The sequence below is a fragment of the Exiguobacterium sp. s122 genome, assembly GCF_018618475.1.
GTDB lineage: Bacteria > Bacillota > Bacilli > Exiguobacteriales > Exiguobacteriaceae > Exiguobacterium > Exiguobacterium himgiriensis.
This window is the reverse complement of sequence record NZ_JACSMD010000001.1, coordinates 1,275,039-1,300,422: the sequence shown is the minus strand read 5'-3', so window position 1 is coordinate 1,300,422 and position 25,384 is coordinate 1,275,039. Positions and strand designations below refer to the sequence as shown.

The window sequence follows — 25,384 nt, the reverse complement described above, 5'->3', positions numbered from 1 at the left end:
GTACGAGGTGTCAGACGAAGGTTGAAACGGTTGCGTATGTATATCGCAGAACAGACCCACTCGTTTCCGACAACGTTCCATGATGGGTATTGGCATAGCAAAATTCCGATTGATCAATCGTTCTTACTATCGATCGAGAAGGATAGCCGAATCCAGCAAGCCGTCATCGAGGCGATGCTAGAAGGGGGAGCTCGGTTTGTGCATCTCCGAGAAGATAAACAGTCCGGGTCGTCGTCTTGATTGACCTGCCGACGCTCTGGCAGTCCGAACTTCTCGTATTCGAAAGTGACGCACGACTAAAGGTGTTCATGGAACGCGATACGTCCGAGCAGACGTGGACGCGCTTGCCTGTCGACTCGATGTGCCTACAGCGGTTCAACCTTCCGGCGGACGTCGAGGTACATCGGTTCCATGAGCTGATTCAAGATGAGGATCACATACATAGCGGGGAAATATGGTTGCTCGTTCAATAGACGGGCGACTCTTTTTATAAAAAGACTGAATATTCTATCAAACTATATGCTATAATCCTTTCAAATCCATTTTCCATAAAAAGGATTAAATGGAATCGTTGAATGAAGGGAGCCGTGGTATGGAATGCAGTCGAATCAACAAATTCACAGACGGATCGTTATATGAGAAAGGCCAAAGCTCTGTTTCTATCCACGGTTTTGATTTCGTTACTTGTTGTCGCACTCATTTCATTCTCAGGTCAAGTCGCATATACATACTTTAAAGGGTTAGACATTTCTGGGAGTCCTATCACGAACTGGGTGACGGACTGTCACGACAAGCGAAAGTTGTTTGGGATTATCGAAGTGGTTGACACCAATCGTTGGTGCGAAGGTGGTGCTGACGAAGATTCTGCGTCCAAGTCTTTTGGAAGTGGAAGCATTGTTGGACCATCGGATGAGGAAGGTGGTACACCGAGAGGAAATTCATATGACTTGTCTCCGTCATATGGGGACCCATCCAATGACGAAGCCGATCGCCTTTCTCTGTTCCCATACATCCTCAGTGCACTCCTTCTGTTAATTGGCGTATGGATGTGGCGTAGGCGCCGTCTCAACAAAAAACTGAGTGGTTCCATATCGACAGACGAAGTGGACCACTCAAGTCAAGAACCAGAAGAAGTGTTCGAGCAGCCCCCACGCTCGATTCACCCGTTACCGGATTCCCCGTTACGGCAACATCTGATTCAATTCGAACAAGCGCTACCACCACAACAACGACGACGACCGTTCGAGACGTTATCTACTTGGGCGAATCGTATCCAACTCGACGCCTCACTTCTAAGCTATTTCGAGACCCGTTATGACCAAGTCGAGATCACGCTACAACGGGAAGAAGCGTTCAAACAACAGCTCGATGCCCACTTACTTCGCCTAGAAAAGGAGCCACTTTCATGACCATCACACGCGTACTCGAACAACTCGACCAAATCTATCTTGGAAAACCTGACATCACGCGCCTCTGTTGCACGGCGCTACTCGCGAACGGACACATCTTGCTAGAGGACGTCCCAGGCACGGGAAAGACGCTCCTCGCTAAAAGCATCGCGAAGAGCTTCGAGGCGGAATTCACACGGATCCAGTTCACGGCCGACCTGCTTCCAAGTGATATCATCGGTGCTGACTACTTCAACGTGCAGACGCAGACGTTCGAAAATCGGACGGGCCCAATCTTCACGAACATCCTCTTGATTGACGAGGTCAATCGGGCCGTCCCTCGGACACAGTCGGCGTTACTCGAGGCGATGGAAGAGCGACAAGTGTCGATTGGCGGGGTCACGTATCAACTGCCGGAACCGTTCTTCGTCATCGCGACACAGAACCCGATTGAGTCGGCAGGGACGTTCGCCTTGCCGGACGCACAACTCGACCGCTTCTTGATGTCGCTCCAAGTCGGCTATCCTGAGGTAAGGGAAGAGCGTCAACTGATTTTACAGACGATTTCAAAGACACGCCACGCCGTCCACGCCCTCATGTCGTCCGAGACGTTTTTAGCTGCACGGCAAGAAGTCGAGGAGGTCCGCATCCATGAGGACGTCGTGACCTATCTGCTCGCCCTCATCCAAGAGACGCGGAACCATCCGCTCGTCGATGTCGGGGCCAGCCCTCGCGCGACACTCGCCCTCGTCAAGGCGTCTCAGGCATATGCCTACATCGAGGGTCGCCGCTTCGTGACGCCAGAGGATGTCCAAGCCGTTGCGACGCATGTCCTCGCGCACCGGTTGACGCTCACGCTCGAAGGAGACGTGAAGTCGACGAAACGGGCCGTCCTCGCTGACATCTTGGAGCGCGTCGATGTCCCGGTCGAGAAGGTGTGAGGATGCGACAGGTCGAAGTCAGTACACCGTCCCTTTTAGATGAAAAGCTTTGGCCAGCCTATACAGGGATACTCGTCTTCTTCGTTTGGTTGCCATACGTCTGGCCGTTCGCTTACGTGGCTGGCGTGATTCTCGGGCTGATGCTCGTACGAAAATGGCTGACGAAACAAATCGTTGAGGCGACAGGCTTGTCGTTCCATCAAAAGGAGCAGTTGTTGTTCGTGAATGATCGCGTCTCGCTCAAGATGGACGTGACAGGCATCGAGCGACTTGAAACGCTCGGGATCCCGACATCAATCCGTCTGGTCACGGGGCACGGCTTGACGTTTGATGATGATCAGTCCGTGCACACCTTACAGCTTCGTCATGAATCGACCTATTTGCTTCCAATCCACGCGAAGCAACGCGGTCCCGTTCAAATCGATGGATGCACTCTTCGGTTCAAGCTCCCGTTTTGGCTCGGCACCATTTTCGTCACCGGTTTTACGCTGCCTTCCTGGATCATCCTTCCGCCCATCACGAGACAGAACCGATTCGACTCACGCCTTGTCCGGATGGGAGACCGACTCGTCAAACATTCGCCGCTCAAAGACCCGTTGATGATGCAAAGCACAAAACGGTACGAGCAAGAGCCGGTCAAACAGATTGACTGGGTCGCGACAGCGAAGACAGGGAAGCTGCAGGCGAGAGTGTTTCAACGCCAAAACCTCGATACGTTCACACTCGCACTCGATTTGAGCGGTCCGCTCGGGAATGGCCTCCACGCGCATTACGAAGAGTTGATTCAACAAGCCGCTTATCTGGTATCCTATTTGGTGAAGGAAGATTGTAAAGTCGAGCTGTTCATCAATCGGCTAGACGCCGATAATCAAATCGACCACCAGCGAATGAGTGATGGTCGTAGGCAATTGCGCCTCGCCCTTGTACGTTTGGCGTGGGTCCATGAATCCGATCGATTCATCGCTTCGAAACGGTTCAATCAAATCATCGAGCGACAGAAGCATCCGCATGCGGAAGTGATTCGGATTGACGCGTCACTGCTGAACCGGATCGCTGTCGGTTGAAAGGAGTAATGACATGTTCCGCCTAATCACAACATTCGCTTTAACCGGGCTCTTCACGCTCGGTACGACGTCAGCCATTGCCGCGCCGACAGAACGGTCAGCAGAGCAATTTGCTGAAACACATTTCGAGTCGATCGTCCTCGACCATATCGAAGGAGACGACCCGAGTAACTATCACTTGACGGAAAGTCGCAACATCTCGTTCGGTCCGCTGCACGAAGTGATGATGACCGCACAATCCTGTTATTCGCCAGATGACGCGTGTACGTTCGTCTCGAGTAAGGAGTACGTATCAGCCGTCCTACAAGATGGGGAGCCGAGAAACGTCATCGGGACGTACGAGCAAGAGCCAGGCGTATTTGCCTTCTCCACGCTCGGGTATGGTGACGAGTTGGCCATTGCCTTAGCTGATGTGTCTGGTACGTTGGTCCATTCCGCGCGCGATAACGCCTGGTATGACTATGACGGAGAGACGTTGACCGCCTTGACGACCGACGCGAAACGGGTCATCGCCGGAGACACGACCACGCTCGAGATGTATCAGAAACTTTTGGTCGAGACACATTCAAACGATCAAGGTTCCGCGGAGGATGGTCTCGTGGGTGGGGCGGGGAATGCTCAGACGACAGAGCCAACATCGTATCGTATGCTTGGCCTCGCATTGTTGGCGGGTCTCCCAATTGGTTACCTTTTATACAGGAGGCGAGGAAAAAGATGACTTTAAAACGTCCGTGGTTGCATGAAGTCGATGCGGCCACGGCTTTCTTTGTACGGCAACACGCGATGCACTCAGATGCGTTTGAACAAAAAACGATACGCTTATCAAGTTCGAACGATGGGACGTTATGGAAAGTCGACCGTAATGAATTCGACCGCGTCTACAATCAAGAACTTGATGACAAGTATCGTACGGTTCGTCGACAAGCTGCTGACATCTTCTCGTTTCATTCAGGTGATATACAAATCGATAAGTGTTTCACGGATGCAACGCCGCTACGTTACCTCGTCTTGCATCCGTTCACCCGAGACGTCTATGTCGATGTCGCTCCATCTGGGGTCGTCGAGACGGTGTATGTCTGGATGCATCCGATCGAGGTGTGTCAACAGAATGACCGAGTCACTCGTGTGACGCTAGACGTCTCAAACATCGCGACGGAAACCGAGCTGCATGAACAATTAAAAGAACAGTTACAATTCCCGGCTCACTATGGCATGAACTGGGACGCGTTTTGGGACGTCATCACCGATGAGAACGGGTTGCCGGACATCGTGGAGTTGTACGGATGGACAGAGTTTGAGCAACGTTTGCCTGAGGCGGCGGACGCGCTCGTGACTTGTTTTACGGACTACACGAACGAGCCGGACTTGAAGCCGTGTCGAATCATCTATAATCAGACAGTGATGCTGATTTTACCGAGACAGGCATTAAAAGAGGGAGAAGCAAATCATCTAATTTTCCGACATCTCACTGGCGCAACGTTCCCGTTACGTGTGGAACGGAAGACGTCAGTACGGTTGCCGAAGCGACACCGTTTCTCGCTTGAACGCATAGAAGAGGAGTCTGTCCTATCTGTAATTGTTCGCAATCATGAAGAGATTGCCCCATGGTTGACACTTTCCGGTGACGACCAGCGCCAAGACGTCGTCACGTTCTCGAATGAAACGGATTGGCTTTTGAGCTATTACCGGGAGGGGTTGACACTCCAAGGGACGAATATTGTATCCGTCGGATCGATTGACTCAGCGGATTATGAGACGTTCTTTCGCCACGTGACACGTGGTGCATATCCAATCGAATTGACGTTCTGTTTCGGTGGTACCATTGCTTCAAGCGAGACGGTGTATCGGTTGACGCTACATGACGCAGCATGGGAGAAATTGATTGAAGAAACGTTATTACCTCAACTTGAGATTCCAAAAGCAAAAAGGTTTTGGCAGTCTTTTTCATCAACTACACCTGTACAGTCACTCGAGATATTTCTAGGAGAATTCCATCCTCATATCTTTGGAAACTTCGTACTGGCGCATGATGCGGACGATGTGTATCACTTTCTTGATCATGTGAACGGCTCGGTTAAACGGTTTTGAAGTAGTAAGCGGTGCTTTTATATTGCTTGTTGCATATTTTTTACGAATTGGAGCTGTATAAATGGAAACATATACGTGTATCTGTTGCGGGTACAAAACGATGGAGGAGAAGCCGCCAGGAACGTTTTTGATTTGTCCGAACTGTTTTTGGGAGGATGATGGTGTAGATCCCGACGTTTGGGGAGGCGCAAACGTTGTTTCGTTACGAACGGGTCAACGGAATGTGATTCGTTTTGGGGTTTCCGAGGAACAGTTGGTCGGCGCTCGTCCATCGAGAGAATATGAAAAGGACGCGGCATGGAAACCTGTTTGGGAAACGACTCCGTCGAGGTCCCCCTCACTATTCATCAACGGTATAGTTCGACACCGAAAAAAGAATAAGGATGTTGATATCAATCGATTCAATGAACAGTTTGAAAAAATGTTAAAGCTGAATGGATGGACGTTTGGTTGTGAATTTGGGCAGTCTGATGAATAAAAGTTGTTTCGAAAACGATACAGCATATCATGCCGTAAGATTTTACCTTACTAATCGTATGCGGCACTCTTGAGTGACAGAACAACTTTTAAATGTCGAGAGTATGCCCGAGGGGGATTGGCTTGAACTTATTTAGAGAATTTAACTCAATCGATTGTGAAGTTTGGCGAGTACGGCGTAATGAGACGGATACGTTCCTTGTCATCAAAGATGAGAGAAGGCCAAGTGAACTTAGCGATTACCCATGGCTTTCCGAACATGAGACGCCTTTTTTTGAACCGAAGGACAACGTGATTCATGTCAGTTATCTTGTGACCCCAAACATTAGCTTGAGTCTAGAGCTCATAGCTGAAGTGTTTGAAGTTGTCGAACAACTCCTGCATCATGTCGCCATGGCCTCATGTGACATCATACTAACGCCTCACACGTTTCCTAGCGAATCTGATTGTTTAGACTATATTCAGAAAATATGCGCAGTCGATTCGGATGCGTATAATTATTTGACTCAATAAAGTCGCATATGTAGCACTACCACTTAAAAGAAAGTAGGAGGAACCATTGGATTATTTAGAACACCTTGAAGCCCACTGTGGAGAATTCACGAATCAATTCGAGACGGACGATTTGTTAGAGCAGGCCGTGCAGTTCTTGCAGTTCAATGACAGTCCTATGACCGATACGTTTACCCTCTCGACGCTAGGCCTTCATTGGCATACGCTACAAAACGAGGACGGTACCCAGACACACCAAGAGCTCTTGTTGAGTTTCAAGCAAAAACGTTCGTATGAAGACGTGCTCGAGTTGTTATGGCAATTAACGACGCATGCGCTCGAGACACATCACGCCTTCAAACTCGGTGAGTATTTCGAACTCCCCCCGAACGTTTTCAAACGATTGAACTTCTCAGCAATCTATGTGGCGAAACCTTTTTATTTTGATGAGTCGTTTCATGCGTATGAAGGGGACGAGCAAACCGTAGTCCCGGTCTGGTTCATTCCCATCTTCCCATCTGAAGAAGCGTTCATCGAAGCGCACGGGGTAGAACGGTTCAACGAATTGCTTTATAAAACGGATGGTGCGTTACTCGACTTGAAACGCAAACCGCTCGTCTGAACCACACCAAAACACCGCTCCACGCAAATCGCGTCGAGCGGTGTTTTCACATGTATGGCCCGTTCGCCTGGACGACGAACTGCGAGTGCTCGTAATGATAGGTGATTCGTGAGTAGTCGAACGGCTTCCCGTTCGTCAGATGGAAAATCGTCTCGATGCGGAGCGTCGGGTCGTCCATCTTCAGGCCAAGATAACCGGCCTCCGTCTCGTTCAGTCGCCCGACCTGCATATACATATCGGAAAAACCGATCGTGACGCCGAGCGCACTTTGGACGTAGTCGAAAATCGAGTCGGCGACAATCTCCCGATTCAAATAGGGTACGATCGCCTTCACATAATACGACTCCTCGTAACAAAACACTTCCCCATCGACGTAGCGGATCCGTTCGACGCGATACACGTCATCTGCTACGTCAATCCCTAAGTTTCTAGCGACGTCTTCACTCGGCTTCGTGATCGACACATCGAGCACATCCGACGTCAAGACGCGGTCGCCGAGGTTGTTTTTAAACCCTTGCGTCGAGAACAGGCTCATGTAGCCCGGGCGGTTGTGACGTCGGACGAAGATCCCGCTTCCCCGCAACTGAAAGATGACACCGCGACGTTCAAGCAACTCGAGCGCCTTCGTGACGGTGCTCTTACTGACGCCATATTGACTCATCAACTGCTCGAGTACGGGCAACTTATCCCCTTGCTTTAAATCCTGATCATTAATGTACTGCTCAATCTCTGCTGCAATTTGTTGGTATTTTAGCATCCTTGTCCCTCATCTACATTGTCATGGTGTCACTATTATATCATATGGCCATCAGAAAAATGGTCACACAAATATTTTATATCGGTCTTGATTAATTGTACCGGTACAATTATAGTAAGAGTGTACAAAATGTAAGCGTTATATCAAAGGAGGGTTTTCACTTGAGTAAAGTTCGGGATTATTCAAAGCTCGCCCGTGACATTTTAGATGCGGTCGGTGGGGAAGAGAACGTCATCAATGCTGCGCGTTGCGCGACACGGCTTCGCCTCGTGTTGAAACGGTCGAATCCGCAAGCGAAAGAGAAAGTCATGGCGATGCCGGGGGTCATCACGGTCGTCGAGACGGGTGGTCAATTCCAGGTCGTCATCGGGCAACATGTCGGGGAAGTGTTCGATGAGTTCTCGAAACTCGTGAAGATGGAGACGAATGAGACGGAAGAAGGCAATAAAGGGACCGTCCTCAACCGTATCATCGCGACGATGTCTGCCGTGTTCGCTCCGTTCATCTATATTTTAGCGGCCGCGGGGATTTTGCAAGGGACGCTCATCATCACGACACTTCTCTTTGAAGGGTTCGCCGAGACAGGAACGTACGAAGTGTTCAGCTTCATCTCGTGGGCGCCGTTCACGTTCTTACCGATCTTTATCGCCATTACCGCGTCAAAGCATTTCAAGACGAACACGTTCATCGCCGTGGCGGCGAGCGCGGCATTGGTCAGCCCGACATGGGCAGAGATGGCAGCACGCATCACGTCAGGGGAGACAATCAGTTTCCTCGGGCTCGCCTTGTCGGGGACGACGTACACGTCTTCCGTCTTGCCACCGCTCTTCCTCGTTTGGATCTTATCTTACGTCGAGCGGTTCTTGAACCGACATATGAACGAGGTCATTCGTCCACTATTCGTCCCGTTCTTCAGTTTAGTACTCATGGTGCCGCTGACGATTCTTGTCATCGGACCGATCACGACGATGGGTGCGGTCGGAATCGCGAACGGGTATAACTTCTTAGCAGAAAACGCGCCGATGCTCGCCGGTGCCATTATCGGTGGCTTATGGCAAGTCGTCGTCATCTTCGGTGTCCATTGGGGCGTCACGCCGATGGTGCTCGCGAACTTCGATTTATACGGCCGCGACTCGTTTCAGGCATATCAAACGATCGCCGTCATCGCCCAAGTCGGTGCCGTGCTCGGTGTCATCTTGAAAGCGAAGAGTCAAGAGACGAAAAAAGTTGGTGTCTCGGCTGGAATCACCGGTCTGTTCGGAATTACCGAGCCCGCCATTTACGGGGTCACGCTCCGTTTCAAAAAACCGTTCATCTTCGGCTGTATCTCAGGTGCGATTGGCGCCATCGTCGCCAGTTTCTTCAACCCGTACTACTTCGCCTATGCCGGTCTACCGGGTCCGCTCACGCTCGTAAACGGGATCAGCTCGGACGTCCCTTCATCCATCTGGGGACTATTGATCGGGACGGCAATCGCCATCATTCTCCCGGTCGTCTTGATTCAACTCTTCGGTTTTGGAGAAGATACGGCTAAACAAGTGACAGAAGCGACAGAAACACCGGCGACGGCAGAAGCAAGTGCAACGCTCGTTCAGGAAGAGACGATCGTCTCACCGGTGTCAGGGAATGTCCTCGCGTTGACCGACGTCCCGGACGACGTGTTCGGCTCCGGGGCGATGGGGAAAGGTTACGCCGTCGAACCAGACGGGAATAACGTCGTAGCCCCGTTTGATGGGACGGTCGTCATGGTCGCACCGACGAAACATGCGATTGGTCTCCGCTCGAACTCAGGAATTGAAATCTTGATTCACGTCGGTCTTGATACGGTCACGCTCGATGGGAAACCGTTCACCGTACACGTGAAGGATGGGGATTCCTTCAAAGCGGGCGATGTGTTGACGACGTTTGACCGTGACATGATTGTAGCCCATAACATCTCGACGATTACACCGGTCATCGTGACGAACAGTGCGACATACGCCGATGTACTCGTTCAATCAAACGAAAAGACAGATTCAACACAAGTGATGCTCACGGTTGTGAACAATTAAGGAGGAACTACAATGAAAACATTACCAAAAGACTTTTTATGGGGCGGCGCACTGGCTGCTCATCAATTTGAAGGTGGCTGGGACGCCGACGGCAAAGGGCCGAGCGTCGTTGACGTCTTGACGGCCGGTGCTCACGGCGTCGCGCGTCGCATCACGGACAAGGTCGAGCCGAACGAGTTTTATCCGAACCATGAGGCGATCGATTTCTACCACCGCTATAAAGAGGATGTCGCCTTGTTCGCCGAAATGGGCTTGAAGTGTCTCCGTACGTCGATCGGCTGGAGCCGAATTTTCCCGAACGGGGACGACGCAGAACCGAATGAGGCCGGTCTCAAGTTCTATGACGACTTGTTCGACGAGCTGTTGAAGCATGATATCGAGCCGATCATCACGTTGTCGCACTTCGAGATGCCGCTCCACCTCGCACGCGAGTACGGTGGGTTCCGTAACCGTGCCGTCGTCGACCACTTCGTCCGCTTCGCCGAGGTCTGTTTCGACCGCTACAAAGACAAGGTCAAATACTGGATGACGTTCAATGAGATCAACAACAAGATGGACGTCAACAACCCGCTCTTCTTATGGACGAACTCAGGCGTCATCGTCGAAGAAGGGGAGAACGCGCGTGAAGTCATGTATCAGACGGGCCACCACGAGTTAATCGCGAGCGCCCTCGCCGTCGCGAAAGGGAAGGCGATCAACCCGGACTTTGAGATCGGGGCGATGGTATCCCACGTGCCAATCTATCCGTACTCGTCGAACCCGGACGATGTCATGCTCGCCGAAGAGATGATGCGTCAGCGTTACTTCTTCCCGGACGTGCAAGTGCGCGGTGTCTATCCGAGCTACGCCTTGAACGAATTTGAACGTGAAGGCTATATGATTCCGTTCCTTGAAGGAGACGAGGAGATTTTGAAAAACGGGACCGTCGACTACCTCGGGTTCAGTTACTACATGTCGACGACTGTGAAAAGTGACGTCGTCGCCGACAACAGCGGCGATATCGTCAACGGCGGTCTACCGAACGGCGTCGAGAACCCGTATATCAAGTCGAGCGACTGGGGATGGGCGATCGATCCGGTCGGTCTCCGTTACGTGCTCAACCGACTGTATGACCGCTATCAAATTCCGCTCTTCATCGTCGAGAACGGATTCGGTGCCGTCGATGAGATTGTTGACGGGAAGATTCATGATGCGGCCCGTATCGACTACTTGAAGGCGCATATCGAGCAGTTGAAAGAGGCGGTCGTCTATGATGGTGTCGATTTAATCGGTTACACGCCATGGGGCATCATCGACATCGTCTCGTTCACGACGGGCGAGATGAAAAAACGGTACGGCATGATTTACGTCGACCGTGACAACGAAGGCAAAGGGTCGATGGAGCGGATGAAGAAAGATTCGTTCGATTGGTACAAGCACGTCATCGAGACGAACGGGGAAGCGCTCACGTACGAACCGGTCAAGTAATCTCAGACTCCTTTTGATGATCTCGATGATTGTCAAAGGGAGTTTTTTGTATAATGAAGAAGTGAGAGAAATGAGGGGGAAAAGATGGGGCACATTACCATTCGTTTATATTCGAGCGTAAACGCGCAGCGCGACCGGAACTGGGCAAAGAAACACATCACAGCGATTCATTCTTCATACGTTTTTGAAGAATTGTTATCACGTGCGTTGTCACGCTTCATGGAGAGCGGGGACATTCGTTTCAAAGACCCTAATTTTGTAGGAATAAACCTTATCCATGCTGAAACAAATCATACATACAATACGCATACGTATGATGACACACATCATCAACTCGTGACGCACGAGTTCACGCATGAGACGTTCGATTATGAGACGTATGAGATGATGCTTGATGAGAAAGAGAAGTTTCACCAGTTCGCGATAGTCATTCGGGACGTGCTCGTGCCATTGTTAGATGGACAGATGATTAGCTCGGAACGACCGATTTCTGACATGATCGAACATTGCCTGAAGCAGATTGAAATGAACGACTATAAGTTGGTCGCCTTGCTGAATAAGACGCCGAAATCGAACAAAAAACGCAATCGGATTGTGCTTTTCAAATTGATCGTCTCGGTGACCGGTGCGTCGTTTTGGATTGAAGGGTACGAACGAGGTATAAGACTGTTTCAAAAGAAGGTGATTGAGGAAATTGCGAGCCCGTACGCGTTCTCGTTGTATTTCGGAACGAGTCGCTGGGAGTCGGACGACGTGTTCGTCATCCAATCTGACGTCCGGAACTGGAATGCACGCGTCGACTTCAGAAGTGGGGACATCGACATCTATAAACGCGTGCGAGACGAAGGAGAGAAAACACGATGAACAAAATTGAGTTGAAGTTCAATCGGGTCGTAAAGATGATTGAGAAGTATCCAGAAATGTTTACATACGGTTCAGGAGCTTCGGAAGCAGCGATTCGTGAGGCGGAGGAACAACTGAATGTGACGTTTCCGCCGATGTATCGTAAATTTTTGGAGACATATGGCTATCTGGTCATGGACGAGGATGCCCTATGGGGAATCTCCCCAGATAACAGTGAATATGATGTCGTAATTCGAACGAATCGATTTAAAGAGGCGTTAACAAGATTGTCTCTGCCTCCGTTGCCTCCCCCTTTATTCTGTATTCGAAAGCATGTATATGATGATGAAGGCTTGATTTTTACTCTAGACACAAGTGAATATACATTCGATGGTTTAGATGTCAAAGTTCGGGCTTATCCTGCAGAAATAACCGAACCGGAATATATAAGCGACTCCTTTACAGAGGAGTTTTATATAATGTGTAGTGGCGCTATATCAAAAGAATATTTAGATGAAACAAGTAATACAAAAGATGGGGACGGTTCCGTAGAAAATCAGAAAACTCTAACGACTAATAGCTCAAAAGAGTCATATGAAATGGCGAAACAATTGATTTTTGAGCACCCTGAGCTTTCGGAGTTAGGGAGAGGCTGTACCAATCAACAAATTAAAGCTATCGAAAACAAACTAGGAGTAACATTCAAAGGGAGCTACCTCACATTCTTGAAAGAGTTCGGTGGAGGACTATTCGGGGAGAATTTATTCTTTTCTTTGGAGGATGAAGAATTGATTGAAATCAACCGAGAGCTTCATCATCCGACCGACTATGAAAATGGGCTGGCAGAAAATTTAATCGCTGTTTATTATGACGATCTAGAAGATTATTATGCCTGCCTTGATCTTGATACCGAGGTGAACGGAGAGCCGAGCGTCGTGTACCGGAACACGAACGTCCCAGAGGAAGACTATGATCCGAATGAACGCCTCAAGTCATTTGCTGAGTTTTTACACTATATCATCCAAGACACCATTCATGTAGAAAGCCGAATAGATTCCTGATGCTTTTCTTTCTAATTATGTATTTTATATGAATAGACGAGGTTAAAACGAGATAATACATACGATTGGAGCCAGACAATGTTACTTCTTAAACGGTCGACGATTCATGAAGCAGCTGTTCTGTTAGATATACAGAAAGAAGCGTTTCAAGAAGACTTAGTCACCTGCGAAGACTATAAGACGAACCCCGTCAACGAACCGATTGAGCGTTTAATCAAGAAAATTCAACTATTTATCCATTACACCATCTGGATTGATGGAGAGATTGCTGGTGGAGCAGACGTACGCGATAACGGTGACGGGAAGTATCGTTTGAATCGAGTTTTTTATCGAAACAGCATTAAAATAAAGGTTTTGGGACAGAATTGATTCACTTGATTGAGGCACAATTCCCGCTCGCTGAGGAATGGGTGCTGGATACGCCTCATTTGAATACTAGGAATCATCATTTCTATTAAAAGCTTGGCTATAAACGACAGGGACAGCATCAGGTCAATCATAAACTGATATTGATTGATTATCTAAAGAAGATGTAAGTGTAGAAGTACCATTCAAAAATTCATAGCCATTAATGAATAGGTCAGGTGACCCGCTATAAAGCAGATTGAACCCCTTAGTAGAGCATGTGCTCTACTAAGGGGTTTTCGCACCTAAATCACGTTTACAGTTTTTTCTCTTTGACCGCCACCCACACTTCGCTATAGACGTTGTCTGATGGACCGTCATGCTTTGTAAATGAGATGCTCGGTAAATCTGCTAATTCATATCCAGACGTCGGCAACCATTCGGCATACGTCTTGGCCATCGTCTCCTGGAGCGTCTCCGGGAACGGCCCGGTGTTCGGGAAGACGGCCCATAAGTTCGACGCAATCGTGACTTGTTCAAGGTCTTCGTACGGATTCTCTTGTGTTGTTGCGAAACCAATCATATGCGTCAGCGACCCTTTTTCGTTCAAATAACCTTCATCGAAATCATACGATACATTCATTACTTGGTGCGGATAAAGGTCCGCCAACTGGTGCATCTCGCTTCGTTGTTGTTCCGTAATGGACTGGGCCAACTCGACGATTGAGTTGTTCACTCCTTCAAATTGAATCGGGACGCGCTTAGTAACGCCGACCACGTTGAATGCAGGTTTTTGTTCTAGTTTGAATTCCATTGAGATTCCTCCTTTAATGTCGATAAAAAATGTGAATTTCGGGAATGACTTTTGGATTTTGTTCTTAATCACTTCTGAAGGCAAAAAGCCGCACCAATCTCGAAACGCTCTTGAAAAACCGTCGACGGATTGATACCCGTACGTGTAGGCCACATCGGTGACAGATTTTCCATGAATCAAATCTTTATTCGCTTCTGATAGTCTCCGGTTTCGCACGTATTCATTCAGTGTCATCCCAGCCATATAAGAAAACATCCGACGAAAGTGATAATCGGATACCCCGACGATTCGGGTGACGTCCTCACTCGTAATGTCTTCCGTCAAATGTTGATCGATGTGATCCATCAATCGGTTCAATGATTCAAGCATTTGCATTCCCTCCTTTCTGTATTCATCATACGTCGAACATAACAGAGTGACTCGATGATTTCGATACGGATGTCATCGGATGGAAGACATCAGTCATTGTAGCCGATGAACATCGTGAACAGGATGAGGATCAGCGATGATGTCATAAGTAAACAAGCAAATGAACTCGCGAAGACGAGGAATGTTTTGGAGAAGTGGGCGCGTCGCTTCCAAATCTCGATGACGAACACGACGTTCAAAATCAGGAATGTTGCGAGCAGCAGTAACGGAAGTGCTCGATCTTGCATCAATATAAATAACTCGATGAAGGATTGCCTTCTTTCATTAATTTTATAAAAAGGGGAATTGCTAATAACGCCTCCTATAATGAAAGAGAATCCTGTCACCTATCGCTTGTTTCGAAGGAGGAAGACACGATGAAGAAACTACTCTATGCCACCATCGCTGGGATTGCCCTATTTACGATGAGCGTGACACCGACATCATCCGTCGATGCTGCGGCCAAAAAATTCAAAAACTGCACCGAGTTGAATAAGACGTATAAAGGCGGTGTCGCGAAAAACAAGACCGTCAAAAATGTAGGTGGAAAAACAAAATACAAGCCACACGTCGATGCCGCGCTATATCAAGCGAACATCACGAAAGACCGGGATCAAGACGGCATCGCTTGTGAACGTTAACAGATTGAGGACGAATCCTCAATCTGTTTTATTATTGAACTCATAGGATACATTCCCTTTAGCATCATAAGCAGTAATCGACTCAATCGACTCGATTTGGTCGACGAGAATGAGCCAGACGTCTTTCCCGGCCTTTGTCTTCAATAGCTCAGGTTCGTACCTCTCTCCGTTCAACTCGGCAATGACACGTGTCGTCGTGCCTTGGTTGATCCCGTACAGAATATCGTAGGGCACACATTCTGATCGATTTTCGCACGTTTGGCCGGCGGTCGACCACATGAGATTTTCTTCGGACAGAGAAATCGAAGAAATCGACTCGATACGGTCGTCGATGGTAATTTCGAGGCCGACGCCTTGTGAGGTCAAATCGTCGCTCCATTCGTCGACAAAACGTTGCGTGAAAAAGCGGAGACTCATGTCACGGTCATCAAGAGGGTAGGTGAGAATCGGTTCCGCTCCCTCAGGCAACTGGGGTTGCTTCGTCTTCTCAACGCCCCAGACGACTCCAGCAGACAGCAACATGATTGATACGATAAGAAGGACAATCTTTTGCTGACGCTTCATCTCAGACCACTCACTTTCTCGGTTAGTATAAACTGTCGCACTTGTTCAATCGGGAACGCCGGATTCCAATGCACGAAGTGGCCGCCTGTCATTCGGATGTATGTAATTGGGAGCTCATGCCGCTGCAAATCTAGAATGGCTGACTGCGTCAATCGGGCTTCTTTGTCATCGAGTCCGACAAAATCGCCATAAAGAAGTAACGTCGGGACCTGAAGAGAACGCATAAGCTTTGGCACATCAAGATGATAAAAACCGAACAACAGGTTCAATCCGCCTTTACCGAACTTGGCCGGCGTATTTAATGCGCGTCGAATTTCATCTCGTTCAGGAAGTCCGGTCTTCGTACAAAACGTTTGGAACCGTTCGTCTGAGATGGGCTGAAGTGGTTCGTCTGAGACGATCTTCCTTTCAATTCGTTCCACGACTCGAGGTCCTAGCAGACGAGAGAGCCCGCCCAGGAGCGGGACGAGAAGGCGAAAAATGCCATATTCTTTTAACGGGAAACGCGGGAACGCCTTGTGTCCTTGATCGAGCAAGACGAGCCGTGTTATTTGCTCCGGATACTGCGTGGCGAAAGCGAGTGCGACCGCACCTCCTAGGGAGTGTCCGATCACATGAACTGACCCGAGTCGGTGTCTCACGACGTAATCGTTAACCCAATCCGCCATCTGTTCGGCATCGACGATTTGTCTTACTCCTTCGCTTTTTCCGAACCCGGGCAAATCGAGCAAATGGACCTCGAAATCACCGCGCAGTTTCTCGGCGAGCGAGCGTCCTTCTTCTCCGGTAAATCCTCCGGCCGGTAAAAATAAAACGGGCGGGCCGTTCCCGACCACTTCTGCATGAATATGACGCAACCGAATTCCACCTTTCAACTCCCAGTATCTGTATGTGTCTATTGTACGCGACCGTATGATGAAAATGTAAAATAAATTGATGACTCCTCTCATGAATAGGTGATAATCGGGGTATTAATACAATGACACGTGTTCAGTTCGCACTTGTCGTTTTTCTGTGTCGCTTTTCATGATGACAAGGAGGAATGTCGGGTGAAATTATCGGGAAAAACAGCAATCGTGACCGGTGCCGGTTCAGGGATGGGTCTCGCCATTGCTAAGCTGTTCGCAAAAGAAGGGGCGCGCGTCGTCGCGGTCGACATGAACGGGGAGGCGGTCGAGGTGGCCGCACGTGAAATTCAAGACGCCGGTGGTGAAGCGGTCGGCGTTGCGGGGAACGTCACGAAACAGGAAGATATCGACAAGATGGTCGAGACCGCGACGTCGACGTTTGGGTCACTCGACATCTTGGTCAACAACGCGGGCATCATGGACAACTTTTTGACGGTCGGTGAAGTGACGGACGAGGTGTGGGACCGGGTCATCGCCGTCAATTTGACCGGACCGATGAAACTAGCCCGGGCCGCGATTCAGGTCATGGACAAGCAAGATTCAGGTGGAGTCATCATTAACAACGCCTCGGTCGGCGGCCTATTCGGGACACGTGGCGGGGCCTCCTACGTCGCCTCGAAGCACGCATTGATTGGTCTGACGAAGAATATTGCTGCGACTTACGGCACGTTCAACAAGATTCGGGCGAACGCCATCGCACCGGGCGGGGTCAACACGAATATCGGTGCCACCATCACCGCACCGAGCGAACTTGGGATGCGGGCCATTCAAGGGGCAGGGGAGGCCCCAATCGGAGAGCCGGATCAAATTGCGAAGGTCGCGCTCTTCCTCGCCTCAGATGATTCAAGTTTCGTCAACGGGGACGTCGTAAAAGCAGACGGCGGCTGGACCGCCCGATAAAGATAAAAGCCGACACGCGCGTGTCGGCTTTTGTTATGTCTTTTGTTTGCGAAACGCGAGCGGCGTTCGGTTGTGAACTCTCTTGAACGTCTGGACAAAATGACTCACGCTCGTAAAGCCAAGCTGGTTCGCTACTTCAGCGACCGAAAGATACGTTTCACATAACAGCCGAGCGGCCCGTTGCATCCGGACGTCTTGAACGTAAGCGAGCGGTGAGGTGTCTCCCCACTTTGAGAAGTAACGGCAACATTCTGCCCGGCTGAGTCCACCCGCGGCGGCAATCTCCTCGAGTGTAAGCTTCATCGTGTCATGGTTATGTATATAGGAAATCATGCGTTTCATTCGGTCATGACCGGGTGGTCTCGTCGCAGGTGTCTGCTGAATCCAATAGCGCCAGATGACAGCGAGTTGTAACGTCGCATCGAGCAACGCGAAAGCCGAGTCGCTCTTGAGACGCCTGACCGCTTTCTCGATCGTGTGGAGTGTCGCCTTGTCCGTCGGTGCGGCTGGATGCGCCACGTAGTATCCAATCGTTTCGATATATGGGGCGACATACCGTTCTACAAGCGCCGGCGCGAACAAGTCGTACGGGTCGACATGGACAATCGTGATTTGAAACGGTGCTGCCGTACGTTCGACTTTTGTGAGTTGGCCGCAATCAAGCATCAATGCCATGCCCGGATCAAGCCGGACATGCGTGCCGTTGATGCGTACCGTAAGACGTCCTTTTGTGACGAGCCAAATCTGAAAGTTAGAACTCGTTGTGAAACCCGTCTCTATCCTCCGCTCTGTGCATGTTTCAACAGTAATCATATTTCCTTCAAGATACATCTCTCCACCTCAACAATCGAACATTTTGTACAATCTCACACCGGTCCAATACTCCAACCCTTGTTCTATAAGCGTCAATTTTGACATTTCGAGTGAGGAATCCTCAACCAGTGTGATCGTGTTTCTTCTATATAATGGCGTCAAAAGATGAAGTATGCCGAGATTCCAGCGTGGACCAGGATCGCTATCGGGACGCCGAGTCGAAATGCAGGCTTCAACGTCTTATGACGGAATAGCCGCATCGCGATATACGCACCGAACGCCCCACCCATCCAGACGAACGTCAACAACGTCCTTTCCGAAATTCGCCACGCATTCGCTTTTGCACGTCGTTTATCAAGAAAAAACGTAATAAAAGCTAGTAAATTAGTCACAATGTAATATAGCAGTAATAGTTCCAAAGCCTATTCGCTCCTTTCTTCTTCGTTTAGTATATCGTGAAATGGCTCAATGAAGCCGTTTGTATCCGTTTTGTAAGAAATTCACTCTTGACTTATCGCCAATAAAGTTCTGTAACTGAACTGATATCACTCTCATATCATGCTGTAACGGCAGTGAAATATAGAGGTGTTACAGTAAGGGGGCGTTAGAAAAGGGAGGAATATTCTTATGAAAAAACCACTATTGACACTAACGGCACTCGCTGGCCTTAGTTTAGGAGTCGCTGCTCCAGCTTCGGCAGCATCAACACACACAGTTCAGTCTGGAGATACATTGTACCGTATCGCCGTGAACAACAACGTCTCTGTAAACGACATTAAACAAGCGAACGGCTTAAACTCGAATATGATTTACCCGAACCAAGTATTGAAACTTGGAAAGGCAGAAGCAAAAGCTTCGAACTCATCTAAAACGTATACCGTTAAAGCAGGCGACACGTTGTATCGAATCGCGACTAACAACGGCGTCACAGTTAACCAATTGATGACATGGAACGGTCTTTCATCAGATCTCATTTTCCCAGGTCAGCAATTCGCAGTGAAAGGCGCAGCTGCTGCATCAGTAGCGAACGACGCTCCTGCAGCGAAGCCAAAAGCTTCAACATCTACACCGGTCACAAAACAGTCGACGTCTACAACGCAAACCCAAGCTCCGGCTTCAGGGCGGACAATGACTGTTGAAGCGACAGCTTATACACCATACTGTGCAGGATGTTCAGGAATCACAGCAACAGGAATCGACGTTCGTTCAAACCCGAACCAAAAAGTCATCGCGGTTGACCCTTCAGTCATCCCACTCGGCTCGAAAGTTTATGTTGAAGGATACGGCGAAGCCATCGCTGGAGACACTGGCGGCGCAATCAAAGGCAACAAAATTGACCTCTTGATGCCGACACAAGAGCAAGCTCTTCAATTCGGTCGTCAGTCAGTCAAAATCACAATCTTAAACTAATTCGTACGACCCCAAAAACACCGCAAGCGCGGTGTTTTTTTGTGTTCTTGTTGACGAATTCGTTAACATTCGCGACTGAACGGTAAAAACGGGTATGAAAAAGGAAAAGGAGGGGACGAAACGTGATCACAACCGAGGTCGTTCTCAGTACGCTTGGCGTACTTATACTAATTGTGAACATGATGTTCGCCATCACCATCATTTTCTTTGAACGCCGGGACATCGGTTCGACATGGGCATGGCTTCTCGTTTTGTTGTTTTTGCCGCTCGTCGGTTTCTTCATTTATATTTTTTTTGGTCGTCTCATCAAGTCGAACAACTTTTATCAAGTCGCCGAAGAACGGCGACACGAATATGCGCAACACGTCCAAGCCCAACTCGACGAATTGGACGGACACCACGGTCTGTTCACGAGTCATCCGATTCTCTCCAAGTATCGGCGCTTGGCACGACTCAACTTGTGCGCCACGAATGCGCTTGTCACCTCACATAATCAAATCCGAGTCTTCCATGACGGCGAGCAAAAATTTGAGGCGCTCTTTCATGATATCGAGAACGCGTTAACGGAAATCAACATCCAATATTACATCATCCAAAATGATTCACTCGGACAAGCTCTGATCGCCGCCCTCACCGAACGAGCAAAACAAGGCGTCCGGGTAAGACTGCTCTATGATGCGGTCGGCTCAAGAGGGCTACGACGGAAGCACTTTAAGGCGCTGTTACAGTACGGGGGCGAGGTAAAGTCGTTCTTCCCGTCACGCCTTGGGATTAATTTCCGAGTCAACAATCGGAATCACCGTAAACTGTGCATCATCGACGGGGAGATCGGCTATATCGGAGGATTCAACGTCGGCAACGAGTATCTCGGAGCGAACCGGCAGTTCGGTTATTGGCGTGACGTCCATCTCCGCATGCGTGGTGAGGCGGTGCGGGAACTGTCCGAACGGTTTCTCCTCGATTGGAACCGAGCCGAGCCGACGAAACGAACGACCGAGAAAGACGAACTCATGTGGCCGGCCGTCATGCATGAGACGTTCACAGCCCCCGTCCAAGTCGTCACTTCCGGTCCGAACTCAACGACCGAACACTTGAAGAACATGCTCGTTAAAATGATCACCGAGGCGAAAGAAGCCATCTACATTCAAACACCATACTTCATCCCGGACGCAAGTTTCTTAGACGCTTGTCGCATCGCTCTCATGTCCGGTACAAAAGTTCATCTCATGATTCCAAACAAGCCGGACCATATGTTTGTCTATTGGGCGACGTACGCCAACGCAGCCGAACTTGTACGGTACGGGGCGGACGTGTATACGTATGAGGGTGGATTCTTACATGCGAAGACGCTCGTCATCGATGGCGAGGTCGCCTCGATTGGGACGACGAACATCGATGCGCGTAGCTTCCACTTGAACTTTGAGATCTCAGCCCTCGTTTTTGACGAGACGGTCGCACAGTCCGTCATCGATGCATTCGAACGGGACGTTCCGAACGCCACGTGCCTCACCGTCGAGCGCTACGAGACGAGGACACGCTGGATTCGGTTCAAAGAGAGCGTCTCGCGGCTACTCAGCCCAATCCTCTAAAAAAAGATCAGCCGGACCGTTTCGGATCCGTGCTGATCTTTTTATTTGAGCTGCTGTTTGACATGTTGCTCGAACGACTCGACGATTGGAGACGGGGCTTCTTTTTCCCCGTACTCGGCCGCTTCGAGCCAAGAAGCGAAGAGCGCGGCATCGTTGAAGCGGATACGCGTCAGCCAATCGTACACCGTCTCTTCCCGGAAGCGTGGATGGGCTTTCTCGAGCCGTCTACCTGCATCGAGTAGACGGACATGTTTCGGCGTCCGCACAGAACGCAGCGTCCGATCATGGGGGACATGCGCCCGTTTCGGGACGACCGTCTCTTCTTGCACGTCTTTTCGTTTCTGTAGATAGATAAATAGAAATACACCAAGAACAAGCAAGAAGATGAATACCGCGATCCAGAGCCCCGTCTGATTCGACGCCGTCTCGAAGAACGTCTCGTTCGCCAGCGTCTCCTCATCCAAGTTCGGGTTATCCGGCACCATGAACCGGTTCACCCGATCTGACGGGTCGAGCGTGAACCCGTCGAACCAGCCGGCCACCCACATGAGAAATGGTCTGACCCATGCTGCGAGGTCACCGAACAAGAGCTCTTTGATCGTCCGGAGTACGACGGCAATCGTTAACCCGATCGAGAGACCGGCTGCGAGCATCGTCAACATCCGTTTGTAGTCGCGACGATAATAGAGGCTCCGTTGCCAAAACAAGAACAGGAACGGGAAGGCAATCATCGCGAGTGGTTGAGACGCCGGCGGGAACAACCAGTCGACAATCAAGAACAAGACGCTCGCGATGGCGTACCGGTCCGTCCAATCAAGCGTACGGATGAACGCATGGACGTAAGTGAACAGTAGTAAGGTGACACTCATCTCGAACGAGAAGTATAAAGCCGCCACACTTAACGCCGTCTGCGCCCCGAGCTGCCAATTACGGGGTAATCGCAACGTGAGGAGATAGACGAGTGGAAAGACGTGACCGACATAAAACGCGGCAAAGACCCACCATAATAGTTTCATCGTCCGTCACCTCCGAGCCGGAGGATAGACTGGCTGCCCCCGTATTTAGCAACCTTCCGTTCAAACAATGATCGTGCGAGCGGGAAGTCGCGTTCCGATAAACAGGCGAGCGTCGTCATCACTTTACGGAAATGCGTCTCACCGCTCCCTGGCGCGAGGTCATAGGTGATTCCGTCTTTCGTAAGCGTCGGGACGATCAGGCCATAGCTCGCGTTCTCTTTCTCAAAGTCACGGCACAAGGCCGCCGCCTGTGAGATTAACCGCTCCATCTGGTGGGTGAGGGCACGCCCGTCTTTCGTCAACAAGTCGAGGACGACGACATACTCGTTCGCCTGGACCGGTTGCTCGGTCCGAGCGAGCAGTTCGCCCGTCTTCGCGTAGGCCGACCAATAGAGTTGACGCATCGGCTGGCCATGATAAGGCGCCACCGATTGGAACGTCTCTGGGTCTCGATACGCGCTATGCCGCACCATCTCTTCCCCAGGCAACGTCGGTGGTCGTTTCGGGATCGGATAGGGCATAAAGTCCGGAAAGACGTAGCCGATTCGGTCGAGCGGTTCTTCTTTATACAGCGAGAACATCCGAAGCGGATCACGGATTTCGATACCGATCGCCTCAATCCGGATTGGACCACGCTTGATCGCTTTCAACGGAAGGGTGTAGGCGACTTCCGCTTCGCGACCGACATAGTTCTCTTGGCGCCAGAATGCGTGGTCCTCCGAATCGACGGTCGGATGCAAGTAACCGGACAAACGGACGACCCCGAGCGGGACAGGCGCCGTCGACAATAGATTGATTGTATACGTCTCCTCGTCGCCAGGGAACAGTTTCAACTCATCCGTCACTGAGACATGGACGTAATCCGCGAGCCGAAACAACAGCTCCGGCATGATGAGCGCATATAGACTGAACCCGATGACCACACTCGCGAGGAAGACGTTGCCGTATAGGGCGATGAACACCCCGACGACGAACAAGAGCCACATATACCCGGACTCGAGATAGCGAGGGCTGACGAGTTGCATGTCACACCTCGGATGGGACCGCGATGGTCTCGAGGACGGATTTAATCAACTTCGACGGTTTTGTCTTCAAAGACGCCTCAACCGTCAAGACGACACGGTGACCGAGAATCGGCAAGGCGAGCGCCCGAATGTCTTCCGGTGCGACATAGTCTCGACCGTCCATATAGGCGTGGGCCCGGGCTGCCATCGTATACGCAAGTGTCGCCCGCGGGCTCGGCCCGACTTCGATATCCCGGTGATGTCGGAGCGCCTCGACGAAATCAAGAAGGTAATCCTCCATCGCCTCATGGAACGTCACATCACGGACCGCTTGTTGCATCTCGGCGAGCTCATCATGCTTCAACGTAAATGGTGCCGCGCTCAAGTGCTCGTTCCGGAGTAGCCTACGCTCAGACTCCCGTGATAATGGAGCGAGTGACAGCTTGAACAAGAAGCGGTCGAGCTGGGCTTGCGGAAGCGGGAACGTGCCTTGCCCGTCAAACGGGTTTTGCGTCGCGATGACGAAAAACGGATCAGGGAGGTGCATCGACACTTCCCCAAGCGTCACTTGACGTTCCTGCATCGCTTCAAGGAGTGCGGACTGTGTCCGTGGTGTCGTCCGGTTAATTTCATCGACGAGCAAGATTGACGTGAAAATCGGCCCGGTCCGACGTTCGAACGAACCTGTCGTCGGATTGAACAGCTCCATCCCTAAAATATCACTCGGAAGCGTGTCTGGTGTACACTGTACCCGTTGGAATGCAGCCGATACAGAAGACGCAAGGCTTCTCGCGAGCGTCGTTTTCCCGGTCCCCGGCCGGTCTTCGAGTAAGACATGACCCCCAGATAGGAGTGCAATCGTCGACAGCTTGATCGCTTTCGACTGTCCGATCACTTGATCGTTCAAATAAGTAGTCCATGGTTGTATCATTGTAGTTCCCCCGTCTTTTTTCTGAATATTTATAAAAATCATAGCACACTCAAACCCTTGCATGGAATGAAAAGAAAAAACGATGACGGAAGTGTCATCGTTTCGGTGTATCCAAATAGCGTTCAAAATGTCGCTCGAGCCAGTCTTGGAAGAACGACATGAACGTACAAATGCCCCAATAGATGAGGGCGACGACCAAGTAGACGGTCATGTAATCAAATTCTCGACCGCCGACAATCTTCGCCTTGTTGAAGATTTCGGGGACGGTAATCATCGCGGCGAGCGAACTCGCCTTTATCAAATCGAGGAACACGTTCGAGAGCGGGGGGAGCGCAATCCGCGTCGCCTGTGGCAACAAGACGCCTTTCAGGGTCATCCACTTGTTCATCCCGAGCGAGCGGGCGGCCTCGACCTGTCCATCATCCACCGACCGAATCGAGGCTCGGATAATCTCGGCGATATAGGCGGCCGAGTTCAAACTGAACCCGATGATGGCGGCCGTCAATGCCGCGAATTGAATTCCGATAAACGGGAACCCGGAATAGAGAATGAACAGAATGATTAAAATCGGCACGCCCCGCATGAACGAGATATAAAACGTCGACGGGAAGCGGAGTAGCCGTGACGGCGACAACTTACCAAGAGCCAGGATTAAACCGAGCACGAGTCCGAAGAACATGCTGACGAATGAAATCCATAGTGTGTTCGGTAACCCCCCGAGAAGATACGGGAACGAGCGGATAGCCAAATCGGCGTCAAAGATCGCCTCCCATTTCACTCCTTCCAACAT

The 25,384-nt window shown here is 50.3% G+C and carries 30 protein-coding genes; 19 read left to right on the top strand and 11 right to left on the bottom strand.

Annotated elements, in window-relative coordinates:
- Positions 1–21 precede the first annotated feature (21 nt).
- The 10 genes from KNP92_RS15930 (at position 22) to KNP92_RS06655 (ending at position 7,072) form a co-directional block, all read left to right on the top strand.
- Entirely contained in the window at positions 22–240 is a 219-nt protein-coding gene (locus tag KNP92_RS15930; protein WP_214838818.1) for a DUF3916 domain-containing protein, read from the top strand.
- Positions 237–473, top strand: a complete 237-nt coding sequence (locus tag KNP92_RS15925; RefSeq protein ID WP_214838816.1) for a DUF3916 domain-containing protein — start codon at positions 237–239, stop codon at positions 471–473. Before KNP92_RS15930 ends, KNP92_RS15925 begins: the two co-directional genes overlap by 4 nt.
- Before the next feature lie 198 nt (positions 474–671).
- Positions 672–1,409, top strand: coding sequence for a hypothetical protein (locus KNP92_RS06690; protein WP_251136421.1), 738 nt, complete (start codon positions 672–674; stop codon positions 1,407–1,409).
- Complete coding sequence (locus KNP92_RS06685) at positions 1,406–2,329, top strand: AAA family ATPase (protein WP_214838812.1); 924 nt, start codon at positions 1,406–1,408, stop codon at positions 2,327–2,329. Before KNP92_RS06690 ends, KNP92_RS06685 begins: the two co-directional genes overlap by 4 nt.
- Positions 2,330–2,331: 2 nt before the next feature.
- Positions 2,332–3,393, top strand: coding sequence for a DUF58 domain-containing protein (locus KNP92_RS06680; protein WP_251136420.1), 1,062 nt, complete (start codon positions 2,332–2,334; stop codon positions 3,391–3,393).
- 13 nt (positions 3,394–3,406) lie between these two features.
- Positions 3,407–4,111, top strand: a complete 705-nt coding sequence (locus KNP92_RS06675; RefSeq protein ID WP_214838810.1) for a hypothetical protein — start codon at positions 3,407–3,409, stop codon at positions 4,109–4,111.
- Entirely contained in the window at positions 4,108–5,481 is a 1,374-nt protein-coding gene (locus KNP92_RS06670) for a barstar family protein (protein ID WP_214838808.1), read from the top strand. Before KNP92_RS06675 ends, KNP92_RS06670 begins: the two co-directional genes overlap by 4 nt.
- A 61-nt stretch (positions 5,482–5,542) precedes the next feature.
- Complete coding sequence (locus tag KNP92_RS15920; RefSeq protein WP_214838806.1) at positions 5,543–5,959, top strand: CPCC family cysteine-rich protein; 417 nt, start codon at positions 5,543–5,545, stop codon at positions 5,957–5,959.
- A gap of 122 nt (positions 5,960–6,081) precedes the next feature.
- Complete coding sequence (locus tag KNP92_RS06660) at positions 6,082–6,471, top strand: hypothetical protein (protein ID WP_214838805.1); 390 nt, start codon at positions 6,082–6,084, stop codon at positions 6,469–6,471.
- Positions 6,472–6,517: 46 nt separating this feature from the next.
- On the top strand, positions 6,518–7,072 hold the full coding sequence (locus KNP92_RS06655; protein ID WP_214838803.1) for a suppressor of fused domain protein: 555 nt from the start codon (positions 6,518–6,520) through the stop codon (positions 7,070–7,072).
- Between the two features lie 46 nt (positions 7,073–7,118).
- On the opposite strand, the gene KNP92_RS06650 is transcribed toward KNP92_RS06655, so the two are convergent.
- On the bottom strand, positions 7,119–7,829 hold the full coding sequence (locus tag KNP92_RS06650; protein WP_214838800.1) for a GntR family transcriptional regulator: 711 nt from the start codon (positions 7,827–7,829) through the stop codon (positions 7,119–7,121).
- A 161-nt stretch (positions 7,830–7,990) separates the two neighbouring features.
- Here KNP92_RS06650 and KNP92_RS06645 point away from each other — a divergent pair, with 161 nt between their 5' ends.
- The 5 genes from KNP92_RS06645 (at position 7,991) to KNP92_RS06625 (ending at position 13,620) form a co-directional block, all read left to right on the top strand.
- Positions 7,991–9,880: a beta-glucoside-specific PTS transporter subunit IIABC gene (locus KNP92_RS06645; protein WP_214838798.1), complete on the top strand. Its 1,890-nt coding sequence runs from the start codon at positions 7,991–7,993 to the stop codon at positions 9,878–9,880.
- 12 nt (positions 9,881–9,892) lie between these two features.
- On the top strand, positions 9,893–11,347 hold the full coding sequence (gene bglA / locus KNP92_RS06640) for a 6-phospho-beta-glucosidase BglA (RefSeq protein ID WP_214838796.1): 1,455 nt from the start codon (positions 9,893–9,895) through the stop codon (positions 11,345–11,347).
- Positions 11,348–11,431: 84 nt separating this feature from the next.
- On the top strand, positions 11,432–12,211 hold the full coding sequence (locus KNP92_RS06635) for a hypothetical protein (protein WP_214838794.1): 780 nt from the start codon (positions 11,432–11,434) through the stop codon (positions 12,209–12,211).
- Entirely contained in the window at positions 12,208–13,251 is a 1,044-nt protein-coding gene (locus tag KNP92_RS06630) for an SMI1/KNR4 family protein (protein ID WP_214838792.1), read from the top strand. The genes KNP92_RS06635 and KNP92_RS06630 overlap by 4 nt, the downstream gene beginning before the upstream one ends.
- A 78-nt stretch (positions 13,252–13,329) precedes the next feature.
- Positions 13,330–13,620, top strand: coding sequence for a hypothetical protein (locus tag KNP92_RS06625; RefSeq protein ID WP_214838791.1), 291 nt, complete (start codon positions 13,330–13,332; stop codon positions 13,618–13,620).
- A 292-nt stretch (positions 13,621–13,912) separates the two neighbouring features.
- Here the strand turns inward: KNP92_RS06625 and KNP92_RS06620 are convergent, their stop codons facing one another.
- Positions 13,913–14,779 (bottom strand): AraC family transcriptional regulator, encoded by an 867-nt coding sequence (locus tag KNP92_RS06620; protein ID WP_214838789.1) that lies wholly within the window; start codon positions 14,777–14,779, stop codon positions 13,913–13,915.
- A gap of 89 nt (positions 14,780–14,868) precedes the next feature.
- On the bottom strand, positions 14,869–15,066 hold the full coding sequence (locus KNP92_RS06615; protein ID WP_214838787.1) for a hypothetical protein: 198 nt from the start codon (positions 15,064–15,066) through the stop codon (positions 14,869–14,871).
- A gap of 177 nt (positions 15,067–15,243) precedes the next feature.
- Here KNP92_RS06615 and KNP92_RS06610 point away from each other — a divergent pair, with 177 nt between their 5' ends.
- A complete protein-coding gene (locus KNP92_RS06610; RefSeq protein ID WP_376778119.1) occupies positions 15,244–15,459 on the top strand; it encodes an excalibur calcium-binding domain-containing protein in 216 nt (71 codons plus the stop codon).
- Between the two features lie 18 nt (positions 15,460–15,477).
- Here the strand turns inward: KNP92_RS06610 and KNP92_RS06605 are convergent, their stop codons facing one another.
- The gene (locus KNP92_RS06605) at positions 15,478–16,023 is read right to left on the bottom strand and encodes a hypothetical protein (protein ID WP_214838783.1); all 546 of its coding nucleotides are present in this window, start codon (positions 16,021–16,023) and stop codon (positions 15,478–15,480) included.
- Entirely contained in the window at positions 16,020–16,880 is an 861-nt protein-coding gene (locus KNP92_RS06600; RefSeq protein ID WP_214838781.1) for an alpha/beta fold hydrolase, read from the bottom strand. The genes KNP92_RS06605 and KNP92_RS06600 overlap by 4 nt, the downstream gene beginning before the upstream one ends.
- 192 nt (positions 16,881–17,072) lie before the next feature.
- Here KNP92_RS06600 and KNP92_RS06595 point away from each other — a divergent pair, with 192 nt between their 5' ends.
- Positions 17,073–17,831, top strand: coding sequence for a glucose 1-dehydrogenase (locus KNP92_RS06595; RefSeq protein ID WP_214838780.1), 759 nt, complete (start codon positions 17,073–17,075; stop codon positions 17,829–17,831).
- A gap of 33 nt (positions 17,832–17,864) precedes the next feature.
- On the opposite strand, the gene KNP92_RS06590 is transcribed toward KNP92_RS06595, so the two are convergent.
- Both KNP92_RS06590 and KNP92_RS06585 read right to left on the bottom strand, forming a co-directional pair.
- A complete protein-coding gene (locus KNP92_RS06590) occupies positions 17,865–18,644 on the bottom strand; it encodes a helix-turn-helix transcriptional regulator (protein WP_214838779.1) in 780 nt (259 codons plus the stop codon).
- 158 nt (positions 18,645–18,802) lie between these two features.
- Positions 18,803–19,036, bottom strand: a complete 234-nt coding sequence (locus KNP92_RS06585; protein ID WP_260564120.1) for a DUF1294 domain-containing protein — start codon at positions 19,034–19,036, stop codon at positions 18,803–18,805.
- A 235-nt stretch (positions 19,037–19,271) separates the two neighbouring features.
- Here KNP92_RS06585 and KNP92_RS06580 point away from each other — a divergent pair, with 235 nt between their 5' ends.
- A complete protein-coding gene (locus KNP92_RS06580) occupies positions 19,272–20,054 on the top strand; it encodes a LysM peptidoglycan-binding and 3D domain-containing protein (RefSeq protein ID WP_214838778.1) in 783 nt (260 codons plus the stop codon).
- Between the two features lie 122 nt (positions 20,055–20,176).
- The gene (cls, locus tag KNP92_RS06575) at positions 20,177–21,643 is read left to right on the top strand and encodes a cardiolipin synthase (protein WP_214838777.1); all 1,467 of its coding nucleotides are present in this window, start codon (positions 20,177–20,179) and stop codon (positions 21,641–21,643) included.
- Between the two features lie 41 nt (positions 21,644–21,684).
- Here cls and KNP92_RS06570 read toward each other — a convergent pair whose 3' ends face one another.
- From KNP92_RS06570 to KNP92_RS06555, 4 genes are all read right to left on the bottom strand, one after another.
- The gene (locus KNP92_RS06570) at positions 21,685–22,659 is read right to left on the bottom strand and encodes a hypothetical protein (RefSeq protein ID WP_214838776.1); all 975 of its coding nucleotides are present in this window, start codon (positions 22,657–22,659) and stop codon (positions 21,685–21,687) included.
- Positions 22,656–23,684, bottom strand: coding sequence for a DUF58 domain-containing protein (locus tag KNP92_RS06565; protein WP_214838775.1), 1,029 nt, complete (start codon positions 23,682–23,684; stop codon positions 22,656–22,658). The genes KNP92_RS06570 and KNP92_RS06565 overlap by 4 nt, the downstream gene beginning before the upstream one ends.
- A gap of 1 nt (position 23,685) precedes the next feature.
- Positions 23,686–24,594, bottom strand: a complete 909-nt coding sequence (locus tag KNP92_RS06560; protein WP_214838774.1) for an AAA family ATPase — start codon at positions 24,592–24,594, stop codon at positions 23,686–23,688.
- Positions 24,595–24,688: 94 nt separating this feature from the next.
- Positions 24,689–25,384 carry an amino acid ABC transporter permease gene (locus KNP92_RS06555; protein ID WP_214838773.1) on the bottom strand — a complete coding sequence of 232 codons (696 nt, stop codon included), beginning with the start codon at positions 25,382–25,384 and terminating at the stop codon, positions 24,689–24,691.

Coding starts and splice junctions, on each gene's coding strand:
- KNP92_RS06685 (WP_214838812.1), top strand. CDS start 1,406: ATGACCATCACACGCGTACTCGAACAACTCGACCAAATCTATCTTGGA.
- KNP92_RS06680 (WP_251136420.1), top strand. CDS start 2,332: ATGCGACAGGTCGAAGTCAGTACACCGTCCCTTTTAGATGAAAAGCTT.
- KNP92_RS06675 (WP_214838810.1), top strand. CDS start 3,407: ATGTTCCGCCTAATCACAACATTCGCTTTAACCGGGCTCTTCACGCTC.
- KNP92_RS06670 (WP_214838808.1), top strand. CDS start 4,108: ATGACTTTAAAACGTCCGTGGTTGCATGAAGTCGATGCGGCCACGGCT.
- KNP92_RS15920 (WP_214838806.1), top strand. CDS start 5,543: ATGGAAACATATACGTGTATCTGTTGCGGGTACAAAACGATGGAGGAG.
- KNP92_RS06650 (WP_214838800.1), bottom strand. CDS start 7,829: ATGCTAAAATACCAACAAATTGCAGCAGAGATTGAGCAGTACATTAAT.
- bglA (WP_214838796.1), top strand. CDS start 9,893: ATGAAAACATTACCAAAAGACTTTTTATGGGGCGGCGCACTGGCTGCT.
- KNP92_RS06635 (WP_214838794.1), top strand. CDS start 11,432: ATGGGGCACATTACCATTCGTTTATATTCGAGCGTAAACGCGCAGCGC.
- KNP92_RS06630 (WP_214838792.1), top strand. CDS start 12,208: ATGAACAAAATTGAGTTGAAGTTCAATCGGGTCGTAAAGATGATTGAG.
- KNP92_RS06625 (WP_214838791.1), top strand. CDS start 13,330: ATGTTACTTCTTAAACGGTCGACGATTCATGAAGCAGCTGTTCTGTTA.
- KNP92_RS06620 (WP_214838789.1), bottom strand. CDS start 14,779: ATGCTTGAATCATTGAACCGATTGATGGATCACATCGATCAACATTTG.
- KNP92_RS06615 (WP_214838787.1), bottom strand. CDS start 15,066: ATGCAAGATCGAGCACTTCCGTTACTGCTGCTCGCAACATTCCTGATT.
- KNP92_RS06610 (WP_376778119.1), top strand. CDS start 15,244: ATGAGCGTGACACCGACATCATCCGTCGATGCTGCGGCCAAAAAATTC.
- KNP92_RS06605 (WP_214838783.1), bottom strand. CDS start 16,023: ATGAAGCGTCAGCAAAAGATTGTCCTTCTTATCGTATCAATCATGTTG.
- KNP92_RS06590 (WP_214838779.1), bottom strand. CDS start 18,644: ATGATTACTGTTGAAACATGCACAGAGCGGAGGATAGAGACGGGTTTC.
- KNP92_RS06580 (WP_214838778.1), top strand. CDS start 19,272: ATGAAAAAACCACTATTGACACTAACGGCACTCGCTGGCCTTAGTTTA.
- KNP92_RS06570 (WP_214838776.1), bottom strand. CDS start 22,659: ATGAAACTATTATGGTGGGTCTTTGCCGCGTTTTATGTCGGTCACGTC.
- KNP92_RS06565 (WP_214838775.1), bottom strand. CDS start 23,684: ATGCAACTCGTCAGCCCTCGCTATCTCGAGTCCGGGTATATGTGGCTC.
- KNP92_RS06560 (WP_214838774.1), bottom strand. CDS start 24,594: ATGATACAACCATGGACTACTTATTTGAACGATCAAGTGATCGGACAG.
- KNP92_RS06555 (WP_214838773.1), bottom strand. CDS start 25,384: ATGTTGGAAGGAGTGAAATGGGAGGCGATCTTTGACGCCGATTTGGCT.